The following is a 25,640-nucleotide window of genomic DNA, read 5'->3' as shown; positions in this document are numbered from 1 at the left end:
ACTGCTCCGCAGCCGGTCGGGGATAAATCCCCTCACCACAATGGTTTGGTGAACGAGCTATTTGATCAACCTGCCCAAGCCATCCAGCAAACGCTGCAACGCACCCTGGTTGCGGCGCATCACCGCAAGCCCGGCTTCGGCCATGCGCTGCGCATCACGCGGCAGTTCGAACAGGCGCTGCACTTCCACCGCCAGCCCTTCGGCATCATCCACCTCGGCCAACGCGCCAGCCTCACGCAATTGCGCGGCGATATCGAGGAAGTTGAACAGGTGCGGGCCACTCAACACCGGTTTCGCCAGCGCGGCGGGCTCCAGCAGGTTGTGCCCACCATTCGCCACCAAGCTGCCGCCGACAAACGCGCTGTCCGCCAGTGCATAGAGAAACAGCAACTCGCCCATGGTGTCGCCGAGCAGCACTGAAGTGTGCGCATCGACATTGGCGCCGCTGGAGCGACGCACCGTGGCAAAGCCTTCGCGCTGGCACAGTTCGAACACCGAGTTGAAACGCTCCGGATGACGCGGCACCAGAATCAGCAGCGCATTCGGATAGTTGGCGAGCAAGCGACGATGGGCGTCCAGCACCACTTCATCCTCGCCTTCGTGAGTGCTGGCGGCGATCCACACCGGACGTTCCAGCGCCTGCCATTGGCCACGCAACTCAGCGGCTCGTTGCAGCAGCTGCGGGTCGATGGTCAGATCAAATTTGATCGAGCCGGTGACCTCGACTGTCTCGGGTCGCGCGCCCAGATTACGGAAGCGCTGAGCTTCGGCCTCGGTCTGCACGGCGAAAAAGCTCATCTCGGCGAGCATCGGCGCGGTCAGTTTGCTGAAGCGCGCATAACCGCGAGCCGAGCGCTCGGACAGGCGTCCGTTGGCCAGCGCCACGGGAATCCCGCGTTTGGCGCATTGGTGAATGTGGTTGGGCCACAATTCGGTTTCCATGATCACCGCGAGTTTCGGTTGAGCACGATCGAGAAACCGCGCCGCCGCGCACGGCAAGTCATACGGCAGATAGCAATGCTGGATGCGCGGCTCATCGGCGAACAGTGCATGAATGCGCTCCGAACCCGTCGGGGTCATGCAGGTCACGGTGATCGCAAGGGTCGGATAACGTTGCAGCAAGGCGCGGATCATCGGCGCGGCGGCGATACTTTCGCCCACCGACACCGCGTGTACCCAGATGCCGCCGGGTTGCAGCGTCGGCATCCCGTAGGAGAAACGCTCGCCAATCCGCTCGGCATACGCCGGTGCCTTGCGCGAGCGCAGCCACAGCCGAATCGCCACCAATGGCAGCCCCAGGTAAAACAGCGCGGTGTAGAGAGTTCTATTCATGGCGGCGGAGTTTATCGACTTTTGCCGTCGATCGCCTGCAAGTGCACGGCAAAACGTTCAGCCAGCCAGCACGCGGCCGGACCAAGTGGCTCGTCGCGTCGCCAGACCAACTCGACCACGAGCGCCGGCGGGGTCCATTCGCTGTCGAGTTCGACCATCAATCCCTGATACGCCGAGTACTGCACCACATGGCGCGGCAACCAGGCCCAGCCAAGGTCACGCACCAGCCATTCGGCCATCACGTAAAAACTGTCGGCACGCCATACCTGCGGGCTGGCCGGTTCGTTGCCGGGATAGACACTGGTTTGCGTCGACATCAACAACTGCCGGTGTTGCGCCAGTTGCTGGCAAGTGACCCAGGATTGCGTCGCCAACGGATGATTGATGCCGCAGACCGTGACCATTTCCACACTGCCAAGCACCCGCCGCTCCAGCGCTTCGGGGATTTCGTCGTGATAGAACAACAGCCCGAGATCGGCGCGGCGCTCCACCAGTTTGCGTGCGACCTCGCCTTGGGCGGCGCTGGTCAGTTGCACTTCCAGGCTGGGAAATTGCTCGGCCAGCGCACCGAAACTTTCCACCAGCGCCTGATAGGGCATCGCCTCATCCTGCGCCACGCGCAACTGCGCTTCCTGCCCGCGCATCATCGCCATGGCACGGCCGTTGAGGCGTTCGCATTGACGCAAGACTTCGCGGGCCTCTTCCAGCAACGCCTCTCCCGCTTCGGTGAGGCACGGCTGGCGACCGCTGCTACGCTCGAAGAGACTGACGCCCAGATCATCTTCGAGCAGGGCGATGGCGCTGCTGATCGCTGACTGCGCCTTGCGTTGCTTGCGCGCCACGGCGGAGAACGAGCGCTGTTCGGCGACATCGATAAATACGCGTAGCTGATCGAGATTCCAGTGCATGTTGCGTCACCAACCCATCTTGTAAACAGATAGGTAATGACTTTACCGCATCTGGTGAATCTCTAGAATGCCGCCTCAGCAAGCAACGTTTCCTATGAGGGTTTACACATGAACGCCTACGTCTATCTGGCCATTGCCATTTGCGCCGAAGTGATAGCCACCGTTTCGATGAAAGCGGTCAAGGGCATCAGTACGCCGCTGCCGCTGATTCTAGTGATCGTCGGCTACGGCATCGCCTTCTGGATGCTGACGCTGGTGGTGCGTACCGTGCCGGTGGGCGTGGCCTACGCGGTATGGGCCGGCATGGGCATCGTCATGGTCAGCGTGGCGGCGCTGTTTATCTATGGGCAGAAACTGGATATCCCGGCGATGCTCGGGATGGCGCTGATTGTCCTGGGTGTCGTCGTCATCCAGTTGTTCTCGAAAACCGCCGGCCATTAAAGCAGCGACAAGCATCAAGCTCCGAGCTGCAAGCAGAGCTGATTTTCCAGCTCCGGGTTGCAGCTTGAAGCTTGAAGCTTGAAACTTGCAGCTTCTCTAAGCCCCGAGGTCGCTGCATGCCATCCGTTATTTCCACCGACGTTCTGATTGTCGGCGCTGGTGTCGCCGGCCTCTGGCTGAACGCGCGCCTGCGCCGTCAGGGTTTTTCGACCGTGCTGGTGGAAAGCGCCAGCCTCGGCGGCGGGCAGAGTGTGAAATCCCAGGGCATCATCCACGGTGGCGCCAAATACGCGCTGCACGGTGCGCTGACCGGCGCCTCGGAAGCCATTGCCGACATGCCACGCCGCTGGCGTGAAGCGCTGGCCGGCGACGGTGAACTGGACCTGTCCGGCGTGCGCCTTCTCTCCGAAGCGCATTACCTGTGGTCGCCGGGCACTCTGGCCGGCAACCTCACCAGTTTCTTCGCCAGCAAAGCCGTGCGTGGCCGTGTCGATCAGGTCAAGGGCGATCAATTGCCGCCGGCACTGCAGGACAAACGTTTCAAGGGCAAGGTCTATCGCCTCGCCGAACTGGTGGTCGATGTGCCGAGCCTGATTCAACGCCTGGCCGATCTGGCCGGCGACGGCTTGCTGGCCGGGCAAACCATCGAGCCGTTGCTGGAAGCGGGTGTGCTGGTCGGCTTGAAAGTCGACGGTCGCGAGATCCGTGCGCAGCGCATCGTCCTCAGCGCCGGCGCCGGCACCGCTGATCTGCTCACCGCTCTGGGCCTGAGCCATCCGGCCATGCAACGCCGGCCACTGCACATGATCATCGCCAAAGGCCCGGGCCTGAAACCGCTGTACGCACACTGCCTGGGCGGCGGCACCAAGCCGCGTATCACCGTGACCACGCACCCGGCGGCGGATGGCCAATGGGTTTGGTACATGGGCGGCGACATCGCCGAGAGCGAAGGTGTAAACCGCGAGCCCGCCGAACAGATCGCCACCGCGCAGAAAGAAATCGCGCAGTTGCTGCCGTGGATCGACCTCAGCACCACGCAATGGGCGACCTTGCGCGTCGACCGTGCCGAGCCGCTGCAAACCGGCCTGACGCGCCCGGACAATGCCTTCCTCGCTGAAGAGGGACGCTTGCTGGTCGGCTGGCCGACCAAACTGGCGCTGGCTCCGGATTTTGCTGATCGGGTGATCGCCTCTCTGCAGCGCGACGGCATCCAGCCGCAAGCCACCGAACCTTTGCCGCCCCTGGCAAAACCACCGCTGGGCGTGCCAGCCTGGGAGCAACTGCTGCCATGAGTATCGCTACCCTGCATGACTTGCATCGCCCGCTGGGCAGCACCGGCCTGACGGTTTCGCCACTGGGCCTGGGCACGGTCAAACTCGGCCGTGATCAAGGGGTGAAATACCCCAACGGTTTTCAGATCCCCGACGATGAGGCGGCGCGCATGCTGCTGCGGCAAGCGCAGGGTCTGGGCATCAACCTGATCGACACCGCGCCGGCTTATGGCCGCAGCGAAGAACGCCTCGGCCCGCTACTGCGGGGCCAGCGACAGGACTGGGTGATTGTCAGCAAGGTCGGCGAAGAGTTTGCCAACGGTGAGTCACGTCACGACTTCAGCGCGGCCCACACGCGCCTGTCGGTGGAGCGCAGCCTGCAACGTCTTGAAACCGATTTTATCGATCTGGTGCTGGTGCACTCCGACGGCAATGACATGGCGATCCTCGAGCACGAAGAGGTGTACGCCACACTCGCGGCGCTCAAGGCAGAGGGCAAGATTCGCGGCTTCGGTTTCTCCGGCAAAACCGTCGAAGGTGGCCTGAAGGCACTGGAGCAGGGCGACTGCGCGATGGTCACCTACAATCTGAACGAACAGAGCGAGAAGGCAGTCATTGACTATGCTGCTGCCCATGGCAAAGCCATTCTGGTGAAAAAGGCCCTGGCCAGCGGTCACGTTTGCCTGAGCCCAGGTGTGGACCCGGTGCGTGCCAGCTTCGAATTGCTGTTTGCCCAGCCCGGCGTAGCCAGTGCTATTGTCGGGACGATCAATCCGCTGCACCTCGCCCATAACGTTGCGACCGTTGCCCAGGTCCTTCGTGGTCACTGACGCCGCCCCGCGGCCTTAAGCAGGAGCCGATATGCCGCGCACGCTCATCAGGAAGAACCCGAGCAACTTCAAGACCCTGCCGCTGTTCGTCGAAGCCACCCCCGAAGGCCTGACCTATCAGAGCGTCGGCATGCCGCTGAACTTCGCGCAGACCTTGCAGCGACGCAAACCGGTGAGCGTGGCGGATGCCGAGCGCTTTTCGCTGGAGCTGGCGAATCTCGGGGTCTCGGTGCGCCTGACCCTGCATTGGCAGAATCGCGATTATTGGGTGCTGGTACGCCAGCGCCGGCAGGATCGCGGCGACGTGGTGCTGAAACTGATTTCCGGTTACGTACCGGCCCACGAACTGAATATTCCGCTGCACACGGCCATCCAGGAAATTGCCGAAGAGTGTTTGCTGGAAACCCCGGAAGGCTGGCTCGGCGGACGTTTCAACGACACGTGGCTGCCGGCGCCCTACTCCTCCGCGCTGCATTACCGCGAGGCCTTGCCGTTTCGGCTGACGCCGTTGTCCGGCTCGGCGCGCCCGATTCGTTGCGCCAACCTGCAATTGCTGGAACGGCCGCGCGCCTATGTGCATTTGCCGACCGCGTCGCTGCAATTGATCTATGACTTGCGTCTGGACGTGCCCAAGGAAGCCAAATCCCTGAGCCTGTTCCATGTCGATGAGCGCCTGGAAGGTGATCAACTGGTGGCACGGCTCGACCGCAAGCGCCCCGACCTCTATCTGATGCCGCTCAAGGACGGTGCACCACTGGCCGAACTCTATACCCTCAAGCGCGACAAACTCCTGCCGGCCGGCACCCGCGGACTTTACCTCGCAGAGAGCTTCGCAACTCAAGAGGGCTGGGTCGTACGCGATGAACGAATTCGCTGGAAGGACTGGGTCGTGCAGCAAGGCCTGCAACCCGCAAAGCCCCCTCGCACAGGCCTCAAGCAACTGAGTCTGAAGGCGCTGCGTCTGGTTGGCATCGGCAAGAAACGCGCGAGCAAATAGCCGGTTAGCGCTTGCTATCGATCCATGTGCGCAAGGTCGCGAAGAAATGGAAGTAGCGGTTTTCGCGCTTGCCCATGCCACGCTTGGGCGAGAACGACTCTTCGGCAAATGCGCCGGTAATGCGTACCCGTGATGCTTGGGTTTTCAATGTGCAAACCTTGGCATCGACCCGCTGCAATGCGTACTTGAGCAAACGCTCGGAGTGCAGCTTTCGCCCCGTCGCCTTGCAGAATTCGAAGATGCGCTCGATCCGCTTGCCGTAGGCGACGTAAGTGTCGCGCCCACAAATGGCAAAGCGGTCATTCAACCCGCCCCACCACTGCCAGTCCGGAATGTAGGCGTTGTGCCGTCGGGCTTCTGGATGATTGAACACATAAGCAGGCAGCGGGTTGTGGAAGAAGTTGTCCGGTCGCACGAACACCACGTAATCCGGATCGAAGGCCTCGATCATCGTGGTCACGGTGTGCAGCGAGTTGAGCTGATAGATCAGGTTGCGCAGCGACGCGAAGTCATCGGCCCACGTGTCGCCTTGTGCCTTGACCTGCTCGAAATCCCAGCGCTCCAGCACGCCTTCGGTTGAAGTCAGCGTCCCGGTCATCGATTCGAACGGCTGATAGTTGTCTGCCGCCAGCTCGCCTTTTTCGCCGGAGCGCGAGTTCTGCACTTCATCGATTTTGTACAGGTGATAAAAACACTTTACGTCGCTGCCCGCAGGCAACTGTGCCAGGACGTTCTGCTCGATGGAGGGGTAGCAAATCGGCGAGTTTCTCGGAATCCCGAAAAAGGCCACGGCAATTTTCAACACTCAACAGCACCTTTTGAAAGTAGTTCGGGCCGGCCGGCGACAGGCTATCGCTTATTTCTGGCGGAACAGCTTTTGCCACCAGCGACGGGGTTGCAGGGGCACTACGATGACGTCCGACTTCTGCAGCCAGTCGCGCTCGTAATCCCAGGCGTGACCACCCCACAGCTTGCCGGCTTCGTTGGAAAAACCCAGAGTCATCAGTTGATAGGTGTAACCGGGTTGACCGCGCAACCAGTCGAGCAACACCAGCGTGTTGAAACCGGTTGTGGGGCCAACGTAACGCTTGCCTCCCGGCCGGTCGACCGGATAGTTCCACAGTGGCGGCAACGGGATGCGATCCCAGTACATCGCCACCCGCGGTAACGGGCACATCGGTGCCGCGCAACCGACCAACAGGGTGAAACACCGTTCACTCGCCTGATTGATCAGTCGCTGTACGTCCGGCCCGTAAGGCAGGCCGAAAAAGTAATGGTCCGGGGCGTTATAGCCGTGCACAAAGACATTGGCGCTTTGCGCGTTGAGCAGCGCTGCCTTGATGCAGGTATTGAAGCTGACGACGACGTCATCGACGCCTATGTTCAGCGTCTGAACGTCCGCTGCCGTGATGGCCGGGTTGTTGGCAATCAGGATGACCCGCGCTGCGCGACTCAGGCACTCGCGCAACGCCTCGGGCAAAGCGCCCAACACCGACTGGTCACCACCGGGCAGCGCATCCAGCGCCATGTGTTCGTCCATCATTCAGACCGGCACCTTCATCCCGTGACGCAGCTTCACCCAGAACCGCGTAAATGCCGACGGCGGCTGCCATGGGCGCATCTCGCGCTGGATTTCAGCCGCGAGGGACTGGCCAACCCGCGCGAAGGAATAACGGCTCTGTGCAAAGGCCTGACCATTGCTGGCGATGCGATCCGCCAGCTCAGGGTTGCCTTGCAACAGTTTGATCTTTTCCACCGCTTCGTCTTCGCTGCGGTAGAACACGGTGTTGTGCATGTCTTCGAAACCGAGCAACTGGTCTTCTTCGCCCTGGCTCCAGGCCAGCAGCACACAACCGCAGGCCATGGCTTCGAAATTCTTGATCATGAACTCGTTCATGCCGATATCGGCGCTGACAAAGATCCTGATGCGATTGAGCGTTTCGAGATACTCCGAGCCCGACTTCGTGCGCGTCACCAGCATCCCGGTTCGCTTCGACAGCGATTCGAGCAGTGCTTTGCGTTCGGCATATTCGGTGCTTTTCAGGCTGCCGAGAAAACCGACGGGAATGTCCCGCTCAGTGCCGATGTTGCGCAGCATCTGCTCGTCGTAACCCTTGGAGACGAACACTGTATCAATGCCTTCAGCGAGCATTTTGCGCGCGACCACCGCGCCGGATACCAGTGCGCGGCAGCTCGGCAGACGGCTGTAGAGCCGCGAATACACGCCCCGATACTTACTGGCAGGCATGTAGTTCTGGTAGGCGTCGTGTTCGAGAAAGATCAGCCCGGGAATGCACTTGAGCACCCGCAGTTGCGGGGCCAGGCGCTTGACCCGGGAGAAGATCACCACGCGGTCGAACATCTGGTAATCGACCGAGGCCAGAAACGGCCCGAGGTTCATCTGTTGCTGTTTGCTCAGACGGTAGATGACACATTCATCACAGTTCTGCTGCACGATGTCGTAGAGCCGGTCAAGAATGACCCGCTGCTCGTCCATCACCAGGAGCATGACTTTCATAAGTTAATTGACCACGCGACATAGGCAGGCAAGCGCATCGGATTCAAACCTGCCAACATCAACGGAAACGGTTAGATCCCCAAGGCAAAATCCGTTCACACGCAGTACACAACGGTAAAGATTCATCTGCTCAACGACTGCGGATTTTTTCGACAATCGCTGTTGTCGAGCTGTTTTCCACCAGTCCCAGCACTTTCACGGTGCCGCCATAAGCCGACACGATATCGGCACCCACCACTTGGTCGATCCCGTAATCGCCGCCCTTGACCAACACGTCCGGCTTGACCTCACGCAGCAGGTTTTCCGGTGTGCCTTCAGGGAAGCTGATGACCCAGTCCACAGCCCCGAGCCCGGCCAGAACCGCCATACGCCGGTCAACACTGTTGATCGGGCGCCCCGGCCCTTTCAGTCGGCTGACGGACGCATCGTCGTTGACCGCGACGATCAGACGATCGCCCTGGGCTCGCGCCTGCTCCAGATAAGTCACGTGGCCGGCATGCAGGATGTCGAAACAGCCATTGGTGAAGACGATCTTCTCGTTGTGCGCGCGGGCATCGGCCACCGCCAGCAGCAACTGCTCGAGGCCCAGCACACCGCGCTCGGAGCCTTCTTCGCGCTGAATGGCGCGACGCAGTTCCGGGGCGCTGATGGCAGCGGTACCGAGCTTGCCGACGACGATGCCGGCGGCCAGATTGGCCAGTGCCACAGCGTGCGGAAGCTCTTCGCCGGCGGCAATGGCAGCGGCCAGGGTCGAAATCACCGTGTCACCGGCGCCGGTGACATCGAACACTTCACGGGCACGGGCCGGCAGGTGCAGTGCCGGATGATCCGGACGCAGCAGGGTCATACCGTGTTCGCCTCGAGTGACCAGCAGCGCACCGAGTTCGAGATCGTGCATCAGGGTTGCGCCCTTGCTCACCAGTTCGTGTTCATCGGCGCAACCGCCGACGATGGCTTCGAACTCACTGAGGTTCGGGGTGATCAGGCTGGCGCCACGGTAGATCGAGAAATCCTTGCCTTTCGGATCGGCCAGCACCGGAATGTTTTTTGCCCGGGCCGCCTGGATCAGCGCCTGATGGTTTTTCAGCGCGCCTTTGCCGTAGTCGGACAACACCAGGACCTTGATGCCTTCGAGCAGGTCGTCGACCTGCGAGCCGAGGGCCAGGGCGTCAGTGGCAAACGGTTCTTCAAAGTCGATACGCAGCAGTTGCTGGTGCCGGCTCATGACCCGCAGCTTGACGATGGTTGGCTGGTGCGCGATGCGCTGGAACAGGGCCCGAACGCCCGCGCCTTTGAGACTGTTGCTCAGGCTGTCGGCGGCTTCGTCATCACCGGTCACACCGACCAGGGACGCCGGCGCACCCAGCGCGGCAATGTTCAAGGCAACGTTCGCGGCGCCGCCCGGACGGTCTTCGATTTGCTCGACCTTAACGACCGGCACCGGTGCCTCAGGGGAAATCCGTGAGGTTCCGCCATGCCAGTAGCGGTCGAGCATGACATCGCCGACTACCAAGACCGGGGCTTGATCGAAACGCGGCATGGACAACTTCATGGAGCAACCCACATACAAAATGAACAGGGGCGCGATATTAACACAGGGTAAAGCGCCGTCCGCCTCAATCTGAAAGGTCGCGCACCCAGAACAATTCGTGGCGCCGGACCGCCTTGCGGAAAAATTCGTTACTGCCCGTGACAGGCCAGCGGCGCCCCGCCAGTCCGTGCTGGATCCAGCGACGCAATTGCCGCTTGAACACTTGCCCACCCTGCAAATCATGCTCCATGGCCAGTGCCATGGCCTTGTCCAGTTGCACGTCGGCTGACAGCAGCGGGCTCCACAAGCGATCGGCTGGCAATGCCTCGATGGCCGGCGGCAGTGCGATACCGGCACCTGCCGGCCCCATCGGCCAACGGTCGTTGTCATGCAGATGATTGGCGTACATCAGCAGGGTCGTCGGCTTCCAGTTGCTGCGGCCAACGGCCTCAAGCAGCGCCTGAGTGGCGGCGACGTGGTCACTGTGCGGGTCCAGTTCGGGATGCGGTGTCACCAGCACTTGCGGACGATAGTGCTCCAGCAGGGCCACCAGGTCGCCGACCAGATTCTGCCAGGTCGGTTGCCCGTCAAGGTCACCGGGCAAGATCAGCGGGTTGTGTCGGCGCACGCTGCGCACATCGTTTTCCTGCGACTCGCGAGAGCCAAACGCCTTGCCTGGCTCGGCGGCCATTGCAGGCAATTGCAGACAGTAGTAACCCAGTTGTACGCAACGTTCTGCGGGCACACCGCCCCACAGCGGAATCACCAGACTGTCCCAGCTGCGCAAGCGGCCTTTCAAGCGTGCGGCAGCGGCTTGATCAAGGCCCAGTCGCTGGAAGTCTTCAGCCTCGATCTCGCCTTGGGTAAGGGTGACGATGCTGACGTCTTCGCTGCGACTGTAAAGGCCGAATGCCGCAAGCTCGGCATCATCGGCATGCGGCGCGATGACCATGACGCGCTGGCGAGCGTAGTCAGGGTTGGCCATGACCCACAGCGCGCCCGTGGCACCCGGCGTGCAATGGTGGCCGCGCAGCGACAGCGAACCCTGGCCCAGCGCCGTCGCTTGTCCTGAAAGGTTGAGAAAACGCCGCCCTTTGACCCCACGTTCAAAATCCTGGCGATCATTGCCGACCTGAACATACGGATCGAGCCAGCGCCCCAGCCAACCGGCCTTCACTTCAAGCTCGAGAATCAGCGTTTCACCCGGGGCCAATGGCTCGCTCAGGCGCACCACACCGCCATCCAGGCTAACGGCCTGACGCGCAGTATTCGCGGGAAACCGGTATTGATAATCGTCGCCGGGGCGGTAAAACAAATGATCGGCAAACCACGCTTCGTGGGCAACCCAGGCAAGCACCAGCAACAGCGGCACCAGCCACCAGGCGATCAATACACCGACCAGCAACAGCGCCACCAGAAAGGCGACGAGGAACAGACGCTTGCTGCGTCGATGGGCCTTGAGAAGCTGTTGCTTGCGAGCACTCATGGGTTCAGACCTTGTAGACCGGCACCGTGTGGCACCAGCGATCCTTGTACTCACGGTCGGCACGACCGAATGAATAACGCAGCGGCTTGCCCAGTGCTTGCGCATCAGCCCAGGCCTGCTGGGTGTTGACGAAGCTCAGTACGCTGCCGGGGCTGAATTCGCGACTCTGCGGGTCGACGCCACCGTTGATGTACTCCAGCGACACCCATTGCGGCGCCTCGACACGGTACAGAACCTGAATCGCCACCGGCGCCGATTCAAGCATGGCCACCGAACCGGTCATGAATTCGCGCAACAAGGTGAAGACTTCGACGAGCCCGGCCTTGCCAGGCACTTCGAAGCCCCAGCGACGCTCGAACAGATCGCCATATGCCTGCGCTTGCTCTGCCGGAGAAAACTCCGACATCGGCACCAGCGAGCCACCCGCCTCTTCCAGCAGACGCTGTTCGCGACGCTGGTTGTAGCGAAACTTCTTCGAATACTCTTCCGGCAACCGGGCCAGGGCCAGGCCCTCCGGTTGGGTTTTCAGGGTGCTGATCTGCTCGGCATTGATCTGGGAGACATACGCCATGCGCTGGCGGACCGGCACGACGACATCCGGCGCGATCGGCAGGATGATTTCCGCATTGCCCATGTCGAGCAAGCCACGCTTGCCTTCACGCTTGAGGACTTCCTTGGACAAGGCCACATGCCGCCCCCAGCAGGGAATGGCGGCAACCACCTCACCGCCAACGATCCAGCCCAGGTAGCGCAGTTCGATCCCGACGAATGTCGACAGTCGCTCGACCACCTCGGGATGCGTCGCAAAGCTGCCACCGAAACGCAGCCAGGCTTGAGCGTAGGCATCCCGGTCAATTTCGCTCCAGCCACGTTCACGAAAGCTGCGAAACACCCTCAGCATACGTTGGTCACGTGGGCCGGCTGCGGCTCGTCACCCTCTTCGAACTCTTTGGCATGCAGGCGCGAGTAATAGCCGTTCTGCTCCAGCAGTTGTGCGTGGGTGCCACGCTCGACAATCCGGCCTTCGTCCATGACCAGAATCAGATCGGCCTTCTCGATGGTGCTCAAGCGGTGCGCGATCACCAGAGTCGTGCGGTTCTGCACCACATGATCCAGCGCTGCCTGAATATGCCGCTCCGACTCGGTATCCAGTGCAGAAGTGGCCTCGTCGAGAATCAGCAGCGGTGCATCCTTGAGCAGGGCGCGGGCGATGGCAATGCGCTGACGCTGGCCACCGGACAGCAGCACTCCGTTCTCACCGACCATGGTTTCATAGCCCTGCGGCATCTTGACGATGAACTCATCGGCATAGGCCTCGGAGGCCGCGCGTTTGACTTCCTCGAAAGGCGCGCCGGCCAGATCGCCGTAAGCGATGTTGTTGGTCACCGTATCGTTGAACAACGTCACCGCCTGGGTCACCAGCGCAATCTGGCGACGCAGGCTGCGCAGGGTGAAATCCTGCACTTCCACGCCATCGAGCAGAATCTGCCCGTGTTCATGCTGATAAAAGCGCGGAATCAACCCGGCCAGAGTGGACTTGCCGCTGCCGGAACGGCCGACCAGAGCGACCATTTGCCCAGGCTCCACGACGAAGCTGATGTCGTTGAGTACCTGTTTGTCGGTGTCCGGGTACTGGAAGCTGAGATTGCGCACTTCCAGTCGGCCTTCAAGGCGATCGCGCTCGACCGTACCCTGATCCACTTCGGCCGGCTCATCGAGCTGCTCGAAGATACTCTCGGCACCGGCCACACCTTTCTGAATGGTCGAGCTGACTTCGGAGAGTTGGCGAATAGGCTTCGGCAACAGACCGGCCATGGTGATGTAGGCCACCAGATCGCCCGGCGATGCATCACCGCGAAGGTACAGCACAAGGAACATGACCACGGCCATGGCGCTGTACGTCACCAGTTGCAGCATCGGCGTGTAGACCGCGCCGGTCTTGGTCATCGTCAGCTGCTTGTCGGTGTTGCTCTGGCTGGCATCGCGAAAGCGGTCCTTTTCATAGACTTCGCCGCCGAAACTGCGCACCACGCGGTAACCATGGATCGTCTCGGAGGCGACGTGCGTGACGTTGCCCATCGACACCTGGATCTTTTTGCTTTGCTTGCGGAATTTCTTGCTGGTGCTGTTCACCATGATGCCGATGACCGGCAGGATGGCCACCATCACCAGCGTGAGTTTCCAGTTCATCCACAACAGGGTGCAGAACAGGAAAATCACGGTCATGCCTTCACGGATGACCACTTTGATCGCGTCCGTCGCAGCGCCGGTGACCATCGTCACGTTGAAGGTGATTCGGGAAATCAGATGCCCGGAGTTGTTCTTGTCAAAGAACCGGTTGGGCAGCTCCAGCAACTTGTTGAACAGCACCACCCGCAGGTCATGCACCAGGCCCAGGGAAACCCGAGCCAGGAAGAAGTTGCCTAGATACGAGCCCACGCCCTGCAACAGCGCAATGAACACGATCATCAGCGGCACGGTTTCGAGCAATTGCAATTTGCCCAGGTACGGGTTGCCCGGAAACAGGCTGGCCTCAGGATTGGCCAGGCCATCGACAAAGTACTTGAGGATGTAAGCGAGCATCGGCTGAGTCGATGCGAAGATCAGAAACCCGACGATGCTGAGAAGGAAGAGACCGGCGTAAGGCCGCACGTAAGCCAAAAGGCGGAAGTAGATCGCCAGCGTTGACTGGGCTTTCGGTTCAGGACTGCTCATGGTGATCCGCACAATTCAGTGAGGCGGGGATGATATCACACGCGTTTTTCCCCCGATAAACATGACTGCAAGCCAGCCTTTGACCAAGTCGGTTAAGATACCCCGCTAATGATGGGGAGCCAGACATGCAATCGATTGACCACAGCACTTACGAGGCACTGCGCGAAGGTGCACACGTATTGGAAGCCGACGGTTCCGGCGACAAGGTGCTCAGATTGGCCGATGGACGCATGCTCAAGCTGTTCCGTCGCAAGCGGCTGCTCAGTTCGGCACTGTTCTATCCCTATGCGCAGCGCTTTGCCGACAACACCCGGGCACTGGAGCAGCGCGGCATTCTCTGTCCGACCGTCATTGCGGTGTATCGCATTCCGAGTATCGAGCGCGATGGCGTTTATTACAGCCCGCTGGCGGGCGATACGGTGCGCCAGTTGCAAGGCAGCAGTGAAGGGAATGATGCGTTGAGGTTCCAATTGGGCGGATATTTCGCTCAATTGCATGAAAAAGGCGTGTATTTTCGCTCGCTGCACTTCGGCAATGTCGTACTCACACCCGATCACCAACTGGGCCTGATCGACATCGCCGACCTGCGCTGCCAGAGACGCGCACTCAGCGACAGCAAACGCCTGCGCAACTTCGCCCATTTGCTGCGGTATAAAGAAGACCGCCAATGGTTGCTGGGCGAAGACGCTGGCGACACCTTCATCGAAGGCTACCGCCAGGCCCTGCCAAGCAACCGGCAAGCGCCACTGATCTCGCGCCTGCGTCCGCTGCTGGGTTGAGCCTTAGCGGCCGATGACCAGCAGCGTTGCACCTTTGCGGTTGGCGAAATGCTCGAGGATGCGCAACTTGTGCGCCTCCAGCCATTCCTTCAGCCAGGGCTCGTCCCCCTTCGCCTCAATCACAAAATAGCGATAGTCGCCGGCATGGGCGGTGGACATCGCCTCTTCCTGGGTCAGAACGGGCAACACGTAGCCGCGACCGGCGTAGTAGCTGATCCGCCCATCTGCGAAGTATGTCGACGCATCCGGCTCGACATGGGAGGACATCCAGCGCCCGGCCTCGACATAGTGGGTTTTGCCGGCCCCGGTGGAGATGACGTTCGACAGCATCACCAGCAACCCCACGATAACCAGCCACTTGCCCCAACGCGGGAACTCGCGAACAAAAGCGGCCAGTCCCAGTGCCAGCACCGGCACAAACAACAGATTGAGAAAGCTCAGGTAGCGAGTGTTCATGAACTGTTGCTTGATGAAAAACAGCACCAGCACCACCAGGTACAACAGCGCCGTCCAGGCGAAGGGGCGGTAGTCACGCCAGTAGGTGCCTAGCACTCCCCAGTTGCGGCGCAGGATGAACGGAACGGCGAAAGGTCCCATCAACTTGACGAAACTGATAGTCATGGTCGCCAGGATGCCAAAGAAAATGATTCGGCCGGCTTCGTCCTGGGAGTACTTGTTAATGAGCGAGTTGGCAAACTGATCACACAGCATCTGAAACGAAGACAAGACACTGTGCGGCGCAATCATGTCCAGATAAAGCATCAGGCGGGCCGACAGGAGCGCGCCCGACACACATATACCCAACAGGCCCAGAATCGGTAATAGCGAAAACTGAAAGAATTGCAGGCGTCGTGTGGACGACCAGAGGTTTGGCAACTGCCACAGCGCCAACGCCGGCAACAGCAGCAACGCCTCCAGGCGGAAAAAGGCTGCTCCGATAATCGCCAGATGAATGAACGCCGCGCGTAGCCAGCCGCCACGGGTTTGCCAGCGCAATGCAAACCACAGCGCCAGCGCGCAGAAAAACCAGAAACCGCATTCACGGATGATGTCATTTCGAAAGGCATTGACCGCTGGCATTGCCAGCACCACCAGACAAGCCCAGCGGGTGACGTGCGCAGAACGCTGACGTACGCAGTCCACCATCAATGCACTGGTGCCGGCGAAGAAGAGGCCACACCAGAGATAGGCGCTCAGTTCCAATGGTAAATGCAGGATCAGATGCGTGCCGGCGAGCAGAAAGGAAAACCACGGCCAGTCGAAAGTTGCCCAAGCCACATTGGGACCGTGCTCGGTAACTTGTTGCGCAATATCGATGTACAGCGCGGCATCTCGCCCGACTGTCGCGGTGCCCATGACCGCAATCAGCGACAGCAGCACACTGCCCAGAAACGCCAGCCATACCGGGTATTCATCGATGATTCTGGAGACCCGAGTTGCCACTTTAACGCCCGTACCTTTCACCCAGCCACCTCAATGACACTCGTTACGTGGTACGCACATGTGTTCGCGAACCGCTTACCGAAACAACAACCGCAAAGCCTTGCGAGTGTAGGACCAGCGCGAAACCGTGCGCCAGTCGGCACGCAACGCCTGAAAATAGAAGCCCTTGGCCAACGCGTATTCACCATGTGAATAGCAATCGCGAAACAGCGACAGGCAGCGCTGTGCCAGAAATGCCTGACGTAAATCCTGCATTTCTGCCGGCATGCGCCGACTTGAAAACACTTCGCTGACCACCTGCTCCGTGCCAGCAGCAAGACTTTGGCGCAGATCATGACGCATGCTGTCGGCATGCTTGTAGATCAATGCCATAGGCTGATCGAGAACGGTGCAAGGGAAACGCGCCAGCACCTGGGCAAACACTGGCAGGTCCTCGACGTTGCGCAGATGCTCCGGGTAATTACCCGGAGCGAATACAGCGCGATGCATCGCGCACGCACCATTGGAAATCGATACGGTCTTGTCCAGCAGGTAACCCTGCAAACGCTGACGGGGAGTCGAAGGCAACGGTTTGGCTGCCTGCAAGCTGCGCCTGCCGTCTGCGAACACTGACCAGTGGGCACCGATGACCATCAGGCTTTGAGGGTTGCAGGCAATGTGTTGCGACAGCGCAGCCAAAGCGCCGGGGGCCATTTCGTCATCGGAATCAAGGAAAACCAGGTATTGCCCGGTCGTCTCTTCAAGCCCCCGATTTCGCACTGAAGACAGCCCGCCATTGCTTTTGCGCAACGCACGAAAACGCCCGCCATGCTTGAGCAGAAGTTTCTCTACTACTTCAGGCGTTTCGTCCGTCGACCCATCGTCGATGACTAACAGATCCGTCGTCGCATCATCCAGCTGCGCCAATACCGACTCCACTGCACGAGGCAGGGTCCGCGCATAGTTGTAAGCGGGAATCACGACGCTGATCAGTGTTTCAGTCAAGTCCGTATCCTTTCACACCCTCTTTTACGACCAGAATATCTTCCATGATCAAGTATTCCAGATCGGAGCCGAAAAACATGTTCAGCGCGTCAGTCGGCGAGCAGATCATCGGTTCTCCACGACGGTTGAGCGAGGTGTTCAGCGACACGCCGTTGCCGGTCAGGTTTTCCAGCGCTTTCATCATGTCGTAGTAACGCGGATTGTATTCGCGCTTGAGCACCTGCGCCCGGGAAGTGCCATCTTCGTGGACGACTTCCGGCACACGGGTTTTCCACTCTTCCGCCACTTCGAACGTGAAGGTCATGAAAGGAGCCGGGTGATCGATCTTGATCATCTGTGGCGCGACGGTATCGAGCATCGACGGGCAGAAAGGCCTCCAGCGCTCGCGGAACTTGATCTGGTGGTTGATACGATCAGCCACGCCGGCCACGCTAGGGCAGCCAATGATCGAACGGCCGCCCAATGCGCGCGGACCGAATTCCATGCGACCCTGGAACCAGGCCACCGGATTGCCTTCAACCATGATTTTGGCGATCTGTTCCGGCATGTTGTCGAGCTTGCGCCAGGCAGGCTTGTTCTCGTGACGAGCGCACGCGGCGATCACGTCTTCGTTGCTGTACGACGGGCCGAGGTAGACGTGTTCCATCTTCTCGACCGGCACGCCACGGGCATGAGACACATAGGCTGCCGCGCCAACCGCAGTACCGGCATCGCCGGACGCCGGCTGCACGAAAAGCTCCTTGATGTCGTCACGGGCGATGATTTTCTGGTTGAGCTTGACGTTCAACGCACAACCACCGGCGAACGCCAGTTTGCCGGTTTCCTTGAGCACGTCGCCCAGGTAGTGATCGATCATCTGCAGCGCCAGTTTCTCGAACAGCGCTTGCATGCTGGCGGCATAGTGGATGTACGGTTCGTCAGCAATATCGCCTTCACGCTTCGGACCAAGCCACTCGATCAGCTTCGGCGAGAAGTAGAAACCCTTGCCCTTCTCTTTATAGCGGCGCAGGCCGATCACGTTGGCGTAGTCGGTATTGATCACCAGCTCGCCGTTCTCGAACGAGGCCAGACGCGAGAAATCGTATTTGCTGGCATCGCCATACGGCGCCATGCCCATGACCTTGAACTCGCCGTCGAGCATCTCGAAACCGAGGAACTCGGTGATCGCGCCATACAGGCCGCCGAGGGAGTCAGGATCGAAGAATTCCTTGATCTTGTGGATCTTGCCGTTCTCGCCATAACCGAAAAAGGTCGTGGCGTACTCGCCCTTGCCGTCGATACCGAGGATCGCGGTTTTCTCTTTGAAACCGGAGCAGTGGTAAGCGCTGGAAGCGTGGGCCAGATGGTGTTCGACCGGTTCGATCTTGATTTTTTTCGGATCGAAACCCAGTTGCTCCAGGCACCAGACGATCTTGTTGCGATAGCGTTTGTAGCGACGGTTGCCCATCAGGATCGCATCGAGCGCGCGATCCGGGGCATACCAGTAACGCTTGGCATAGTGCCAACGGGCCTTGCCGAACAGACTGATCGGAGCGAACGGGATCGCTACCACGTCAACGTCGGACGGTTTGATACCGGCCTGCTCAAGACAGAACTTCGCCGACTCGTAGGGCATGCGGTTTTTTGCATGCTTATCGCGTACGAAGCGCTCTTCTTCGGCCGCCGCCACCAGCTTGCCGTCGATGTACAAGGCTGCTGATGGATCATGGCTAAGGGCGCCGGACAGGCCAAGAATCGTCAATGCCACAGGGGTCTAGCCTCTTTAGTCTGCGTGCAGGCGCGATGCGCCTTGAAAATTGATGTGCCCTCGCAAAGGGCGAGGAACAGCTAAAGGGCGGGATTATAGCGTAAACATGCGGGGAATTACCCTGTGCGAATTGCCCCAGGTTGAATGGATCGGATAAACCCTGCCTGTGGGTTCAATAACCGCCCGTGCGCCAGTAGATACCGAGATTACCGTCAGTCGCCTGACGATAAATGGTGTAGGGCAGCACAACCGTATCGGCCACTCCGGACAATGGCAGATCCAGCAAGACGAATGGCGCGAGAAAGCCACTTGGATCGGGCGGTGCGTTCAACACGCAGAAATCGTAGGCCAGACCGCTGTAAACGCGCGGAATGGATTGGCAGTAGGTTTTTTGTTTGCGCATGTCCCGGGCGACATCGGCATCATCCTGCAATACAGTCAGGACACTGCCGCAGCCTGATAAACCCCATGAAAAAGCGCCCAGCATCACAGCCTTTTTGATCATCAAAATTTGCCCTCCATTGTCGTCAGGCAAACTAGCATCGTGGCTGAAGCGGGCACAGTTCATGGCTTCTGATGAAGCTGTAGGACCATTCAGAAAATATTGTCCCTCACTGAGCGAGGAACATTTTCGGTGTTTTTACAGACCTCTTCGCGAGCAAGCCCGCTCCCAAAGGAGGAATGCATCCCAAGGGTGGGAGCGGGCTTGCTTGCGAAAGGGTCGAAGAGCCGATTCAGCCGGCGCTGGAGATATCTTTAGGCAAACGCTGATCGATGACCTGATACAACGCACTACTCGCCGGCCAGTTACGCATGAAACGCGCCCGATCCCGCGCATAGGCACCAGCAAAGGTGTTCACCGAGCCGTGCTGGCACATCGAATCGAGATCGATCAGCGCCCAGCGGTCGTTCTGCCAGAACAGGTTATGGCCCTTGAAGTCGCCATGACTGATGCGCTCGGCAATCAACCGGGCAAACAATTGATCCAGCGCCTGCAACTCCGCTTCCGGAGCATCACCACTTTCAACATACGGCGCAAAGCGCTCGATGATGTCCGGCCCCGGCAGGAACTCGGTGACCAGATATGCACGGCTGCGCAGCCACAAAAAGCGCTTTTCCAGCACCGCCAGCGGCTTGGGCGTGGCGATGCCGAGAAACGCCAGGCGATTGCCCTCACGCCACGAATGCCAGGCACGACTCGGGCGCCAGAAACGCTTGAGCCAATGGGCGAAGCCTTTGATGTTATAGCGCTTGATCACCAGCGCGCGCCCCTCCACGTCGACCTTGCCGACGCTCGCGGCGCCGCCGGTCTTGTAGAGATGCCCCTTGTCCAGCAACTGATCGGCCTGTTCCAGCACCGGCAGCATTGCCGCCTCTTCCTCGCGACGGATCGCGCGCAAACCAAAGGCTCCCCGCCGAACGCTGAACAGCGTGCATTCGCGACCGACCTTGATCAGGTAATCCTTCAGACGCCAGCGGCGAACCTTGTCGATCTGTTTCTGCAAGGCTTCCAGTGGCAGCGCGTGCTCGCTGTTGCTCAGCAGGTAATACACCAGCAGTTCTTCGGTGAACGGTTCAAGCGCCTTGGGCAACTGGGCGAAAAACACACCGAGATTTTCCAGGACTTTCTGCCGCGACAACGGCTGTCCGGCGGTTTCCACGCAGATGCCCGCACCGTCGATCAAATACAACTGCCCGCCGTGACGCAGCAGATTGTCCAGGTGCAGGTCCTCCTGCCAAAGCCCTTTACCGTGCAACTGGCCAATCGCACCCAGCGCCTCGGCCAGCACCGCGGATTGCTCATCCGCCAACATCGGCAGCGCCTCGACTTTCGTCCAGGCGTCGCCGAGGCTTTCAGCACCCTCAAGAAAATCGAACAGCAGCCAGCCGCCCTCAGCGTTCTTCAGGCCATCAGCCAGCAGCAACGGTGTCGTCAGGCCTTGAGCAGCCAGCATGCGCACGCCTTCCAGCTCTCGCTGAAAGTGCCGGGCCGCCTTGCTGCCGACCAGCAACTTGGCCAGCACCGGACGCCCACGCCAGACGCCAGCGCCGACGTAGCGTTGCCCCGGCAAAACACGCAACAGACTCAGCAACTGCAAGTCCGCGGTGCCGGCCGCATCGGCCAGCGTTATTGTCAGCGGCAGTTGCGGGGTGCGCCCGGCAGCGGCCAGCTCGGACAATTGCATCAGCGGGTCTCCTTGTGACTACGGCGCGCGGTCAGCCGGGCGAGCCAACTGTCGAGCAGCGAGCTGTCGGTCGGCTGGTCGAGATACGCCGCCAGCAATTCGCGCAACTGCGCCTCGCTCCACTCCGGGGCACGGCGTTGCAGCGGCTCCAGATCCTTGATCCGGTCACGCATGCCGAATAGCAGTGGCCGGGTTTTTTCCAGGTCGATCAATTGCGCCTGGTACCCGTTGCCACTGGCTTGCAGAAAAATGTGTTTTGGATAGAAACAACCGTGCACCTGACGCACGCCGTGCAGATGCCGCGCCAGCAGCCCGCAGGCCTTGAGAATCGCCGATTGCTGTGCAGTAGCGAGCTGAGTCCAGCGCGCCAACAACGACTCCAGATCGCTCCAGCCGTCGAGGGCGCGCGTCAGCAGAATTGCCCGGACTTCGCCATCGACTTTGCGCTGACCAAAAAACGCCGCTTGCAGCGCGGGAATGCCGAGCTTGCGATAGCGGCTGATATTGCGAAATTCACGGGCAAAGCTTGGCTCGCCAAACGGCGCGTGCAAGGTGCGGGTCAGGTAATTGCTCTGGCGCTTGAGGTAGAAACCCTGGCCCTCCAGATCCAGACGAAACACGCTGCTCCAACCGCCACGGGCGGTATTGGGTTCGTCCACCGCCTCAAGCTGTTTGGCCCACAGCGCGTCAAAAGTGCCCAGACCGTGACGCTCAAGCAGCGCACGGTCCTCTTCGGCCAGAAAATCAGTCATTCACGTCCCTCGAAAAATCTCACCACGTGCCGAATCCGTTTCTTGTCGGCCGTATTCAGCCGATCGCACTGGCGGTATTGCTTATAGAAACGCAGGCGCTGGGTATTGGACAGGTGATATTTGGCGAGCTTGTCGAGACAGGCCAGATCCTTGGTGATCCGATACTTGAGCCAGAAGCCGCGCCAGAACTCGCCGTTGGGGCAATCGATGAGAAATACGCGCGCCTGATCGTCGATCAGCAGGTTGCGCCATTTCAAATCGTTATGGGTAAAACGGTGATCATGCATCGTTCGGGTATAACCCGCCAACTGCCGGCTGATGCCATCGACCCAGGCGCGATCCTTGAGCCTCGGATCCTTGCGCTCGGCGAAGGCCGCAAGGTCTTCGGTATGCGGCAGTTCACGGGTAATCATCGCCCCACGGTCGTACGCCGCGCCGCGTCGCTCCAGGCCCCAGGCCACCACTTCAGCGGTGGGAATGCCCCATTTGGCGAAGCGTTTGAGGTTTTGCCATTCCATCTTCACTCGCGGCTTGCCGAGGTATCGGCGCAAGCCCTTGCCGGCACCGACGTAGCGCTTGACGTAATAGTTGACGCCGTTGCGTTGCACGCGAATGACTTCGGACAACGGATCGCGGGTCAGCCGCTCGCCTTGCAGGGCGAATACGGCCTGAAGGCTGCCGAAGTCTTCGGCAAGATCGCTGTACTGCGGCTCAAGAGTCCAACCCGCCATCAGAGCGCATCCCCGTAACGCTGCTTGCGCGCGTAGAGCTTGTTGGCCTTGCCTTCCAGCCAGTTCAGCAGCGGCGCTTCTTCCGCCAGGATCTGGCGCAGCGGTTGCTGGAAATAGCCTTTGAGGAAACGCAATTTGTCGCGGCGGGTCAGGCCGATGTCCAAAGCGGAAAAGTACAGGGCGGCCAGATCCTTGTTGCGCCAGCGCTGAGTGATCTTTGCGCGGGTCTGGGCGCGGTGCAGGTCGATCACCGAGAGCTTGAAGTCTTGCGGGGTGATCGGCTTGTCGGTGTGCAGCAGAAAGTGGCAGATGTAGCAGTCGCGGTGGTTGACCCCGGCGCGGTGCATCATGCCGGTCATGCGCGCCACTTCGGCGATCAGCGCACGTTTGAGTCTTGGCTCTGGCGGCTGCTTGACCCAGTCGATACTGAAGTCTTCGAGGCTGATGGTCGGCGCCAGTTCTTCGGTAACGATGAACGAATGCTGATCCGCCGGGTTGCTGCCCTTTTCGCCGTACGCCACGGCGGTCATGGTCGGCACGCCGACTTCCTGCAACCGCTGGATCGCTTTCCATTCCTGACCCGCGCCCAGCACCGGCAGCTTGGCGGTCAGCAGGTTCTTGAAGATTTCGCCCCAGCCAATGCCACGGTGAATCTTCACGAAGAAACCGTTGCCATCGACTTCCGTGCGCAGCGTCCGGCGGGCTTCCAGCTCGCGGTAAACCTCGCCCTGCAAGCCTTCGACCTCGGCGAACGGGTCCCGTCCGGCCCAAAGGCTCTTGAACGGTTCAGCCAGCATCAACTTCATTAAGCGCGCTCCGCCAGAATCACATCGGCCGCGTGCTGCGGCATGCTGTAAAGGTCGGCCGTCTCGGCGAAGGCCAGACCGTTGCGGCTCCAGGCCGCGCGTGCAGCGTCGTCGTTCAACATATCGGTCAGGTATTGCGTCAGTTGCGCCTGGTCGAACGGCTCGTCCAGTACTCGCCCGGCACTCGCCTCGGCAATGTAATGGGCGTAGCCGCAGACGGCGCTGACCAGCACCGGAAGCCCGGCGACCAGCGCTTCGAGCAGCACTGTACCGGTATTTTCGTTGTAGGCCGGGTGGATCAACAGGTCGGCGCCGAGCAGGAACCGCGGAATATCACTGCGGCCCTTGAGGAACGTCACGTTGTCGCCCAACCCCAAAGTCGCGCTCTGCATCTGGAACAATTTGGGGTCATCCTGGCCGATTACAAACAGCCGGGTGCGTTTCTTCAGTTCCGCCGGCAATGCGGCCAGCGCTTTCAGGCTGCGATCGACGCCTTTGGTCTTGAACCCGGAGCCGATCTGTACCAGCAACAGGTCATCGTCCTTGAGGTTGAATTCGGCGCGAAATCCGGCGCGAATTTCATCGGCATCCGCTGGGCGGCGACGATCCTGGGCAATGCCCGGCGGCAGCAGGTGAAAGCGCTCAAGCGGAGTGTCGTAGTGCTTGATGAACAGCGGCTGCTGCACCTCGGAAATCATCAACACTTCGGTTTTCGCGTCTTTGCCGAACACCGCACGCTCATACTCGGCGAAGTGGCGATAACGGCCCCAACGACGGTACAGCGAATGGCGCAGGTTCTGCGCCTTGTCTTCAAAGCAGCCGTCGGCGGCGTAGTAGACGTCCAGACCCGGCATCTTGTTGAAGCCGATCAGCCGGTCTACCGGACGCTTGGCCAGGTCCGCTTCCATCCACGCAGTGAGTTTCTCGTTACGACGATGGTTGAAAAACGCCTTGACCGGCGCCACCAGCACTTCGAAACCGGGCGGCACGTCGCCTTCCCAGATCAGCGTGTAGACGCGGATCTGGTGGCCGCGCTTCTGGCATTCGAGGGCGATGCGCATGAAGTCGCGCTGCAAGCCACCGAACGGGAAATATTTGTACAGGACGAATGCCAATTGCATCAGCGCAGCTCCTCAGCCATTAACAACGTGCTCAGTCGGCTGGCGACACGCTCGGGATTCAGACGCGTGAAGCACAGAGGCTGCTCGCGTTTCAGGTCAAACTGACGGGCATCCTGCGCGGTCGGTTGATAGGTACATTTCTTTTGCAGGCACGGCGCGCACGGAAAATCGCTGGCCAGGTGAATCTGCAATTTGCCGTAGGCGCCGGTAAGGCCCGGGTTGGTCGGGCCGAACAGCGATATGGTCGGCACGTCCAGCGCCGCGGCCAAATGGCCAAGACCCGTGTCTACCGCCACACAGGCTTGCGCCCCTGCGAGCACTTTGCCGACACCGGCCAGATTCAGTTTCGGCAAGACTTCGGCGTGCTTGAAACCGGCGGCGATCCGCTCGGCACGGGCCTTCTCCAGCGGATTGCCCCACGGCAATTTGACACCGACGCCGAGATAACCGACCCGCTCGGTCAGTTCGCGCCAGTAGCTTTCCGGCCAGTGCTTGGTGTCCCACGTCGTGCCATGCAGGAACACCACAAAGGCGTTCTTGCGCGGCAGTTCGACCAGACGCTCGACGTTAAGGCCGTAGTCGCCCAAGCCTTTGGGCAAGTCGTAACCCAGCGCAATGGCGAACAACTGCCGCACGCGCTCGACCGCGTGCTGACCACGGGCCACGGCCAGTTTGCGGTCGTAGAAACGCGCCGCCATCGGCTCGCGGGCCGAACCTTTGTCGAGGCCGGCTACCGGCGCTTTGACGTAACGGGTCAACCAGGCACTTTTGAGCAGGCCCTGGGCGTCGATCACCAAATCATATTTCTGCGCGCGAACCGATTGCTTGAAGCGTTTCCACTCGCCGCTCTTGATCGTCTGCCAGATATTTTTGCGCCAGCGACGGATCGCCACCGGAATCACTTTGCCAACCGCCGGGTGCCAGGTCGGAATCTCGGCAAAGCCTTCTTCCACCACCCAGTCGAACTTGATCCCGGGGATTGCCCGGGCCGCGTCGGTCAGCGCCGGCAACGCGTGAATCACGTCGCCCAGCGATGAAGTCTTGATCAGCAATACCCGCAAC

Annotated in this window: 24 protein-coding genes; 5 read left to right on the top strand and 19 right to left on the bottom strand. The window is 60.3% G+C overall.

Annotated elements, in window-relative coordinates; translation table 11 throughout:
* Window positions 1-57: 57 nt before the first annotated feature.
* Complete coding sequence (gene waaA / locus ACVVH8_RS02645) at window positions 58-1,332, bottom strand: lipid IV(A) 3-deoxy-D-manno-octulosonic acid transferase (protein ID WP_475228351.1); 1,275 nt, start codon at window positions 1,330-1,332, stop codon at window positions 58-60.
* 11 nt (window positions 1,333-1,343) lie between these two features.
* Window positions 1,344-2,240, bottom strand: a complete 897-nt coding sequence (locus ACVVH8_RS02640) for a LysR family transcriptional regulator (RefSeq protein WP_475228349.1) — start codon at window positions 2,238-2,240, stop codon at window positions 1,344-1,346.
* A 108-nt stretch (window positions 2,241-2,348) separates the two neighbouring features.
* Between ACVVH8_RS02640 and ACVVH8_RS02635 the strand changes: the two genes are divergently transcribed.
* From ACVVH8_RS02635 to ACVVH8_RS02620, 4 genes are all read left to right on the top strand, one after another.
* On the top strand, window positions 2,349-2,681 hold the full coding sequence (locus tag ACVVH8_RS02635) for a DMT family transporter (protein ID WP_103304632.1): 333 nt from the start codon (window positions 2,349-2,351) through the stop codon (window positions 2,679-2,681).
* A 116-nt stretch (window positions 2,682-2,797) separates the two neighbouring features.
* Window positions 2,798-3,973, top strand: coding sequence for an NAD(P)/FAD-dependent oxidoreductase (locus tag ACVVH8_RS02630; protein ID WP_475228347.1), 1,176 nt, complete (start codon window positions 2,798-2,800; stop codon window positions 3,971-3,973).
* Window positions 3,970-4,782, top strand: coding sequence for an aldo/keto reductase (locus tag ACVVH8_RS02625; RefSeq protein WP_213027350.1), 813 nt, complete (start codon window positions 3,970-3,972; stop codon window positions 4,780-4,782). The genes ACVVH8_RS02630 and ACVVH8_RS02625 overlap by 4 nt, the downstream gene beginning before the upstream one ends.
* A gap of 31 nt (window positions 4,783-4,813) precedes the next feature.
* A complete protein-coding gene (locus tag ACVVH8_RS02620) occupies window positions 4,814-5,779 on the top strand; it encodes a metal ABC transporter ATPase (protein ID WP_103304629.1) in 966 nt (321 codons plus the stop codon).
* Window positions 5,780-5,783: 4 nt separating this feature from the next.
* Here the strand turns inward: ACVVH8_RS02620 and ACVVH8_RS02615 are convergent, their stop codons facing one another.
* From ACVVH8_RS02615 to msbA, 7 genes are all read right to left on the bottom strand, one after another.
* Window positions 5,784-6,584 (bottom strand): hypothetical protein, encoded by an 801-nt coding sequence (locus ACVVH8_RS02615; RefSeq protein ID WP_475228344.1) that lies wholly within the window; start codon window positions 6,582-6,584, stop codon window positions 5,784-5,786.
* A gap of 51 nt (window positions 6,585-6,635) precedes the next feature.
* Entirely contained in the window at window positions 6,636-7,322 is a 687-nt protein-coding gene (locus ACVVH8_RS02610; protein WP_475228341.1) for a hypothetical protein, read from the bottom strand.
* The gene (locus ACVVH8_RS02605) at window positions 7,323-8,297 is read right to left on the bottom strand and encodes a glycosyltransferase family protein (RefSeq protein WP_213027347.1); all 975 of its coding nucleotides are present in this window, start codon (window positions 8,295-8,297) and stop codon (window positions 7,323-7,325) included.
* Between the two features lie 130 nt (window positions 8,298-8,427).
* Entirely contained in the window at window positions 8,428-9,849 is a 1,422-nt protein-coding gene (gene hldE, locus ACVVH8_RS02600) for a bifunctional D-glycero-beta-D-manno-heptose-7-phosphate kinase/D-glycero-beta-D-manno-heptose 1-phosphate adenylyltransferase HldE (protein ID WP_103304713.1), read from the bottom strand.
* Window positions 9,850-9,913: 64 nt separating this feature from the next.
* Window positions 9,914-11,314, bottom strand: coding sequence for a PIG-L deacetylase family protein (locus tag ACVVH8_RS02595; RefSeq protein ID WP_475228338.1), 1,401 nt, complete (start codon window positions 11,312-11,314; stop codon window positions 9,914-9,916).
* A gap of 4 nt (window positions 11,315-11,318) precedes the next feature.
* On the bottom strand, window positions 11,319-12,215 hold the full coding sequence (locus tag ACVVH8_RS02590) for a GNAT family N-acetyltransferase (protein WP_103304624.1): 897 nt from the start codon (window positions 12,213-12,215) through the stop codon (window positions 11,319-11,321).
* Window positions 12,209-14,029 (bottom strand): lipid A export permease/ATP-binding protein MsbA, encoded by a 1,821-nt coding sequence (gene msbA, locus ACVVH8_RS02585; RefSeq protein WP_103304623.1) that lies wholly within the window; start codon window positions 14,027-14,029, stop codon window positions 12,209-12,211. The genes ACVVH8_RS02590 and msbA overlap by 7 nt, the downstream gene beginning before the upstream one ends.
* A 125-nt stretch (window positions 14,030-14,154) precedes the next feature.
* Here msbA and ACVVH8_RS02580 point away from each other — a divergent pair, with 125 nt between their 5' ends.
* Window positions 14,155-14,808, top strand: coding sequence for a protein kinase family protein (locus tag ACVVH8_RS02580; RefSeq protein WP_103304622.1), 654 nt, complete (start codon window positions 14,155-14,157; stop codon window positions 14,806-14,808).
* Window positions 14,809-14,811: 3 nt separating this feature from the next.
* Here the strand turns inward: ACVVH8_RS02580 and ACVVH8_RS02575 are convergent, their stop codons facing one another.
* From ACVVH8_RS02575 to waaC, 10 genes are all read right to left on the bottom strand, one after another.
* Window positions 14,812-16,272, bottom strand: coding sequence for a hypothetical protein (locus tag ACVVH8_RS02575; protein ID WP_475228336.1), 1,461 nt, complete (start codon window positions 16,270-16,272; stop codon window positions 14,812-14,814).
* Window positions 16,273-16,326: 54 nt separating this feature from the next.
* Window positions 16,327-17,235 (bottom strand): glycosyltransferase family 2 protein, encoded by a 909-nt coding sequence (locus ACVVH8_RS02570; protein ID WP_213027344.1) that lies wholly within the window; start codon window positions 17,233-17,235, stop codon window positions 16,327-16,329.
* Window positions 17,228-18,982 carry a carbamoyltransferase family protein gene (locus ACVVH8_RS02565; RefSeq protein ID WP_103304619.1) on the bottom strand — a complete coding sequence of 585 codons (1,755 nt, stop codon included), beginning with the start codon at window positions 18,980-18,982 and terminating at the stop codon, window positions 17,228-17,230. Before ACVVH8_RS02565 ends, ACVVH8_RS02570 begins: the two co-directional genes overlap by 8 nt.
* Window positions 18,983-19,154: 172 nt before the next feature.
* Entirely contained in the window at window positions 19,155-19,490 is a 336-nt protein-coding gene (locus ACVVH8_RS02560; protein ID WP_103304618.1) for a YceK/YidQ family lipoprotein, read from the bottom strand.
* A 226-nt stretch (window positions 19,491-19,716) separates the two neighbouring features.
* Entirely contained in the window at window positions 19,717-21,168 is a 1,452-nt protein-coding gene (locus ACVVH8_RS02555) for a lipopolysaccharide kinase InaA family protein (RefSeq protein ID WP_475228333.1), read from the bottom strand.
* Window positions 21,168-21,920, bottom strand: coding sequence for a lipopolysaccharide kinase InaA family protein (locus ACVVH8_RS02550; RefSeq protein ID WP_213027342.1), 753 nt, complete (start codon window positions 21,918-21,920; stop codon window positions 21,168-21,170). The genes ACVVH8_RS02555 and ACVVH8_RS02550 overlap by 1 nt, the downstream gene beginning before the upstream one ends.
* Window positions 21,917-22,651: a lipopolysaccharide kinase InaA family protein gene (locus ACVVH8_RS02545; protein WP_103304615.1), complete on the bottom strand. Its 735-nt coding sequence runs from the start codon at window positions 22,649-22,651 to the stop codon at window positions 21,917-21,919. The genes ACVVH8_RS02550 and ACVVH8_RS02545 overlap by 4 nt, the downstream gene beginning before the upstream one ends.
* Window positions 22,651-23,457 (bottom strand): lipopolysaccharide core heptose(I) kinase RfaP, encoded by an 807-nt coding sequence (gene rfaP / locus ACVVH8_RS02540; RefSeq protein WP_213027341.1) that lies wholly within the window; start codon window positions 23,455-23,457, stop codon window positions 22,651-22,653. Before rfaP ends, ACVVH8_RS02545 begins: the two co-directional genes overlap by 1 nt.
* A complete protein-coding gene (locus tag ACVVH8_RS02535; RefSeq protein ID WP_475228331.1) occupies window positions 23,457-24,578 on the bottom strand; it encodes a glycosyltransferase family 4 protein in 1,122 nt (373 codons plus the stop codon). Before ACVVH8_RS02535 ends, rfaP begins: the two co-directional genes overlap by 1 nt.
* Window positions 24,578-25,639, bottom strand: a complete 1,062-nt coding sequence (gene waaC / locus ACVVH8_RS02530; RefSeq protein ID WP_103304612.1) for a lipopolysaccharide heptosyltransferase I — start codon at window positions 25,637-25,639, stop codon at window positions 24,578-24,580. The genes ACVVH8_RS02535 and waaC overlap by 1 nt, the downstream gene beginning before the upstream one ends.
* Window position 25,640 lies beyond the last annotated feature (1 nt).

It is taken from the genome of Pseudomonas trutticola BRTCR10 (assembly GCF_056155105.1).
The sequence above is the reverse complement of the archived record's forward strand: the minus strand, read 5'-3'. Positions and strand labels throughout refer to the sequence as shown.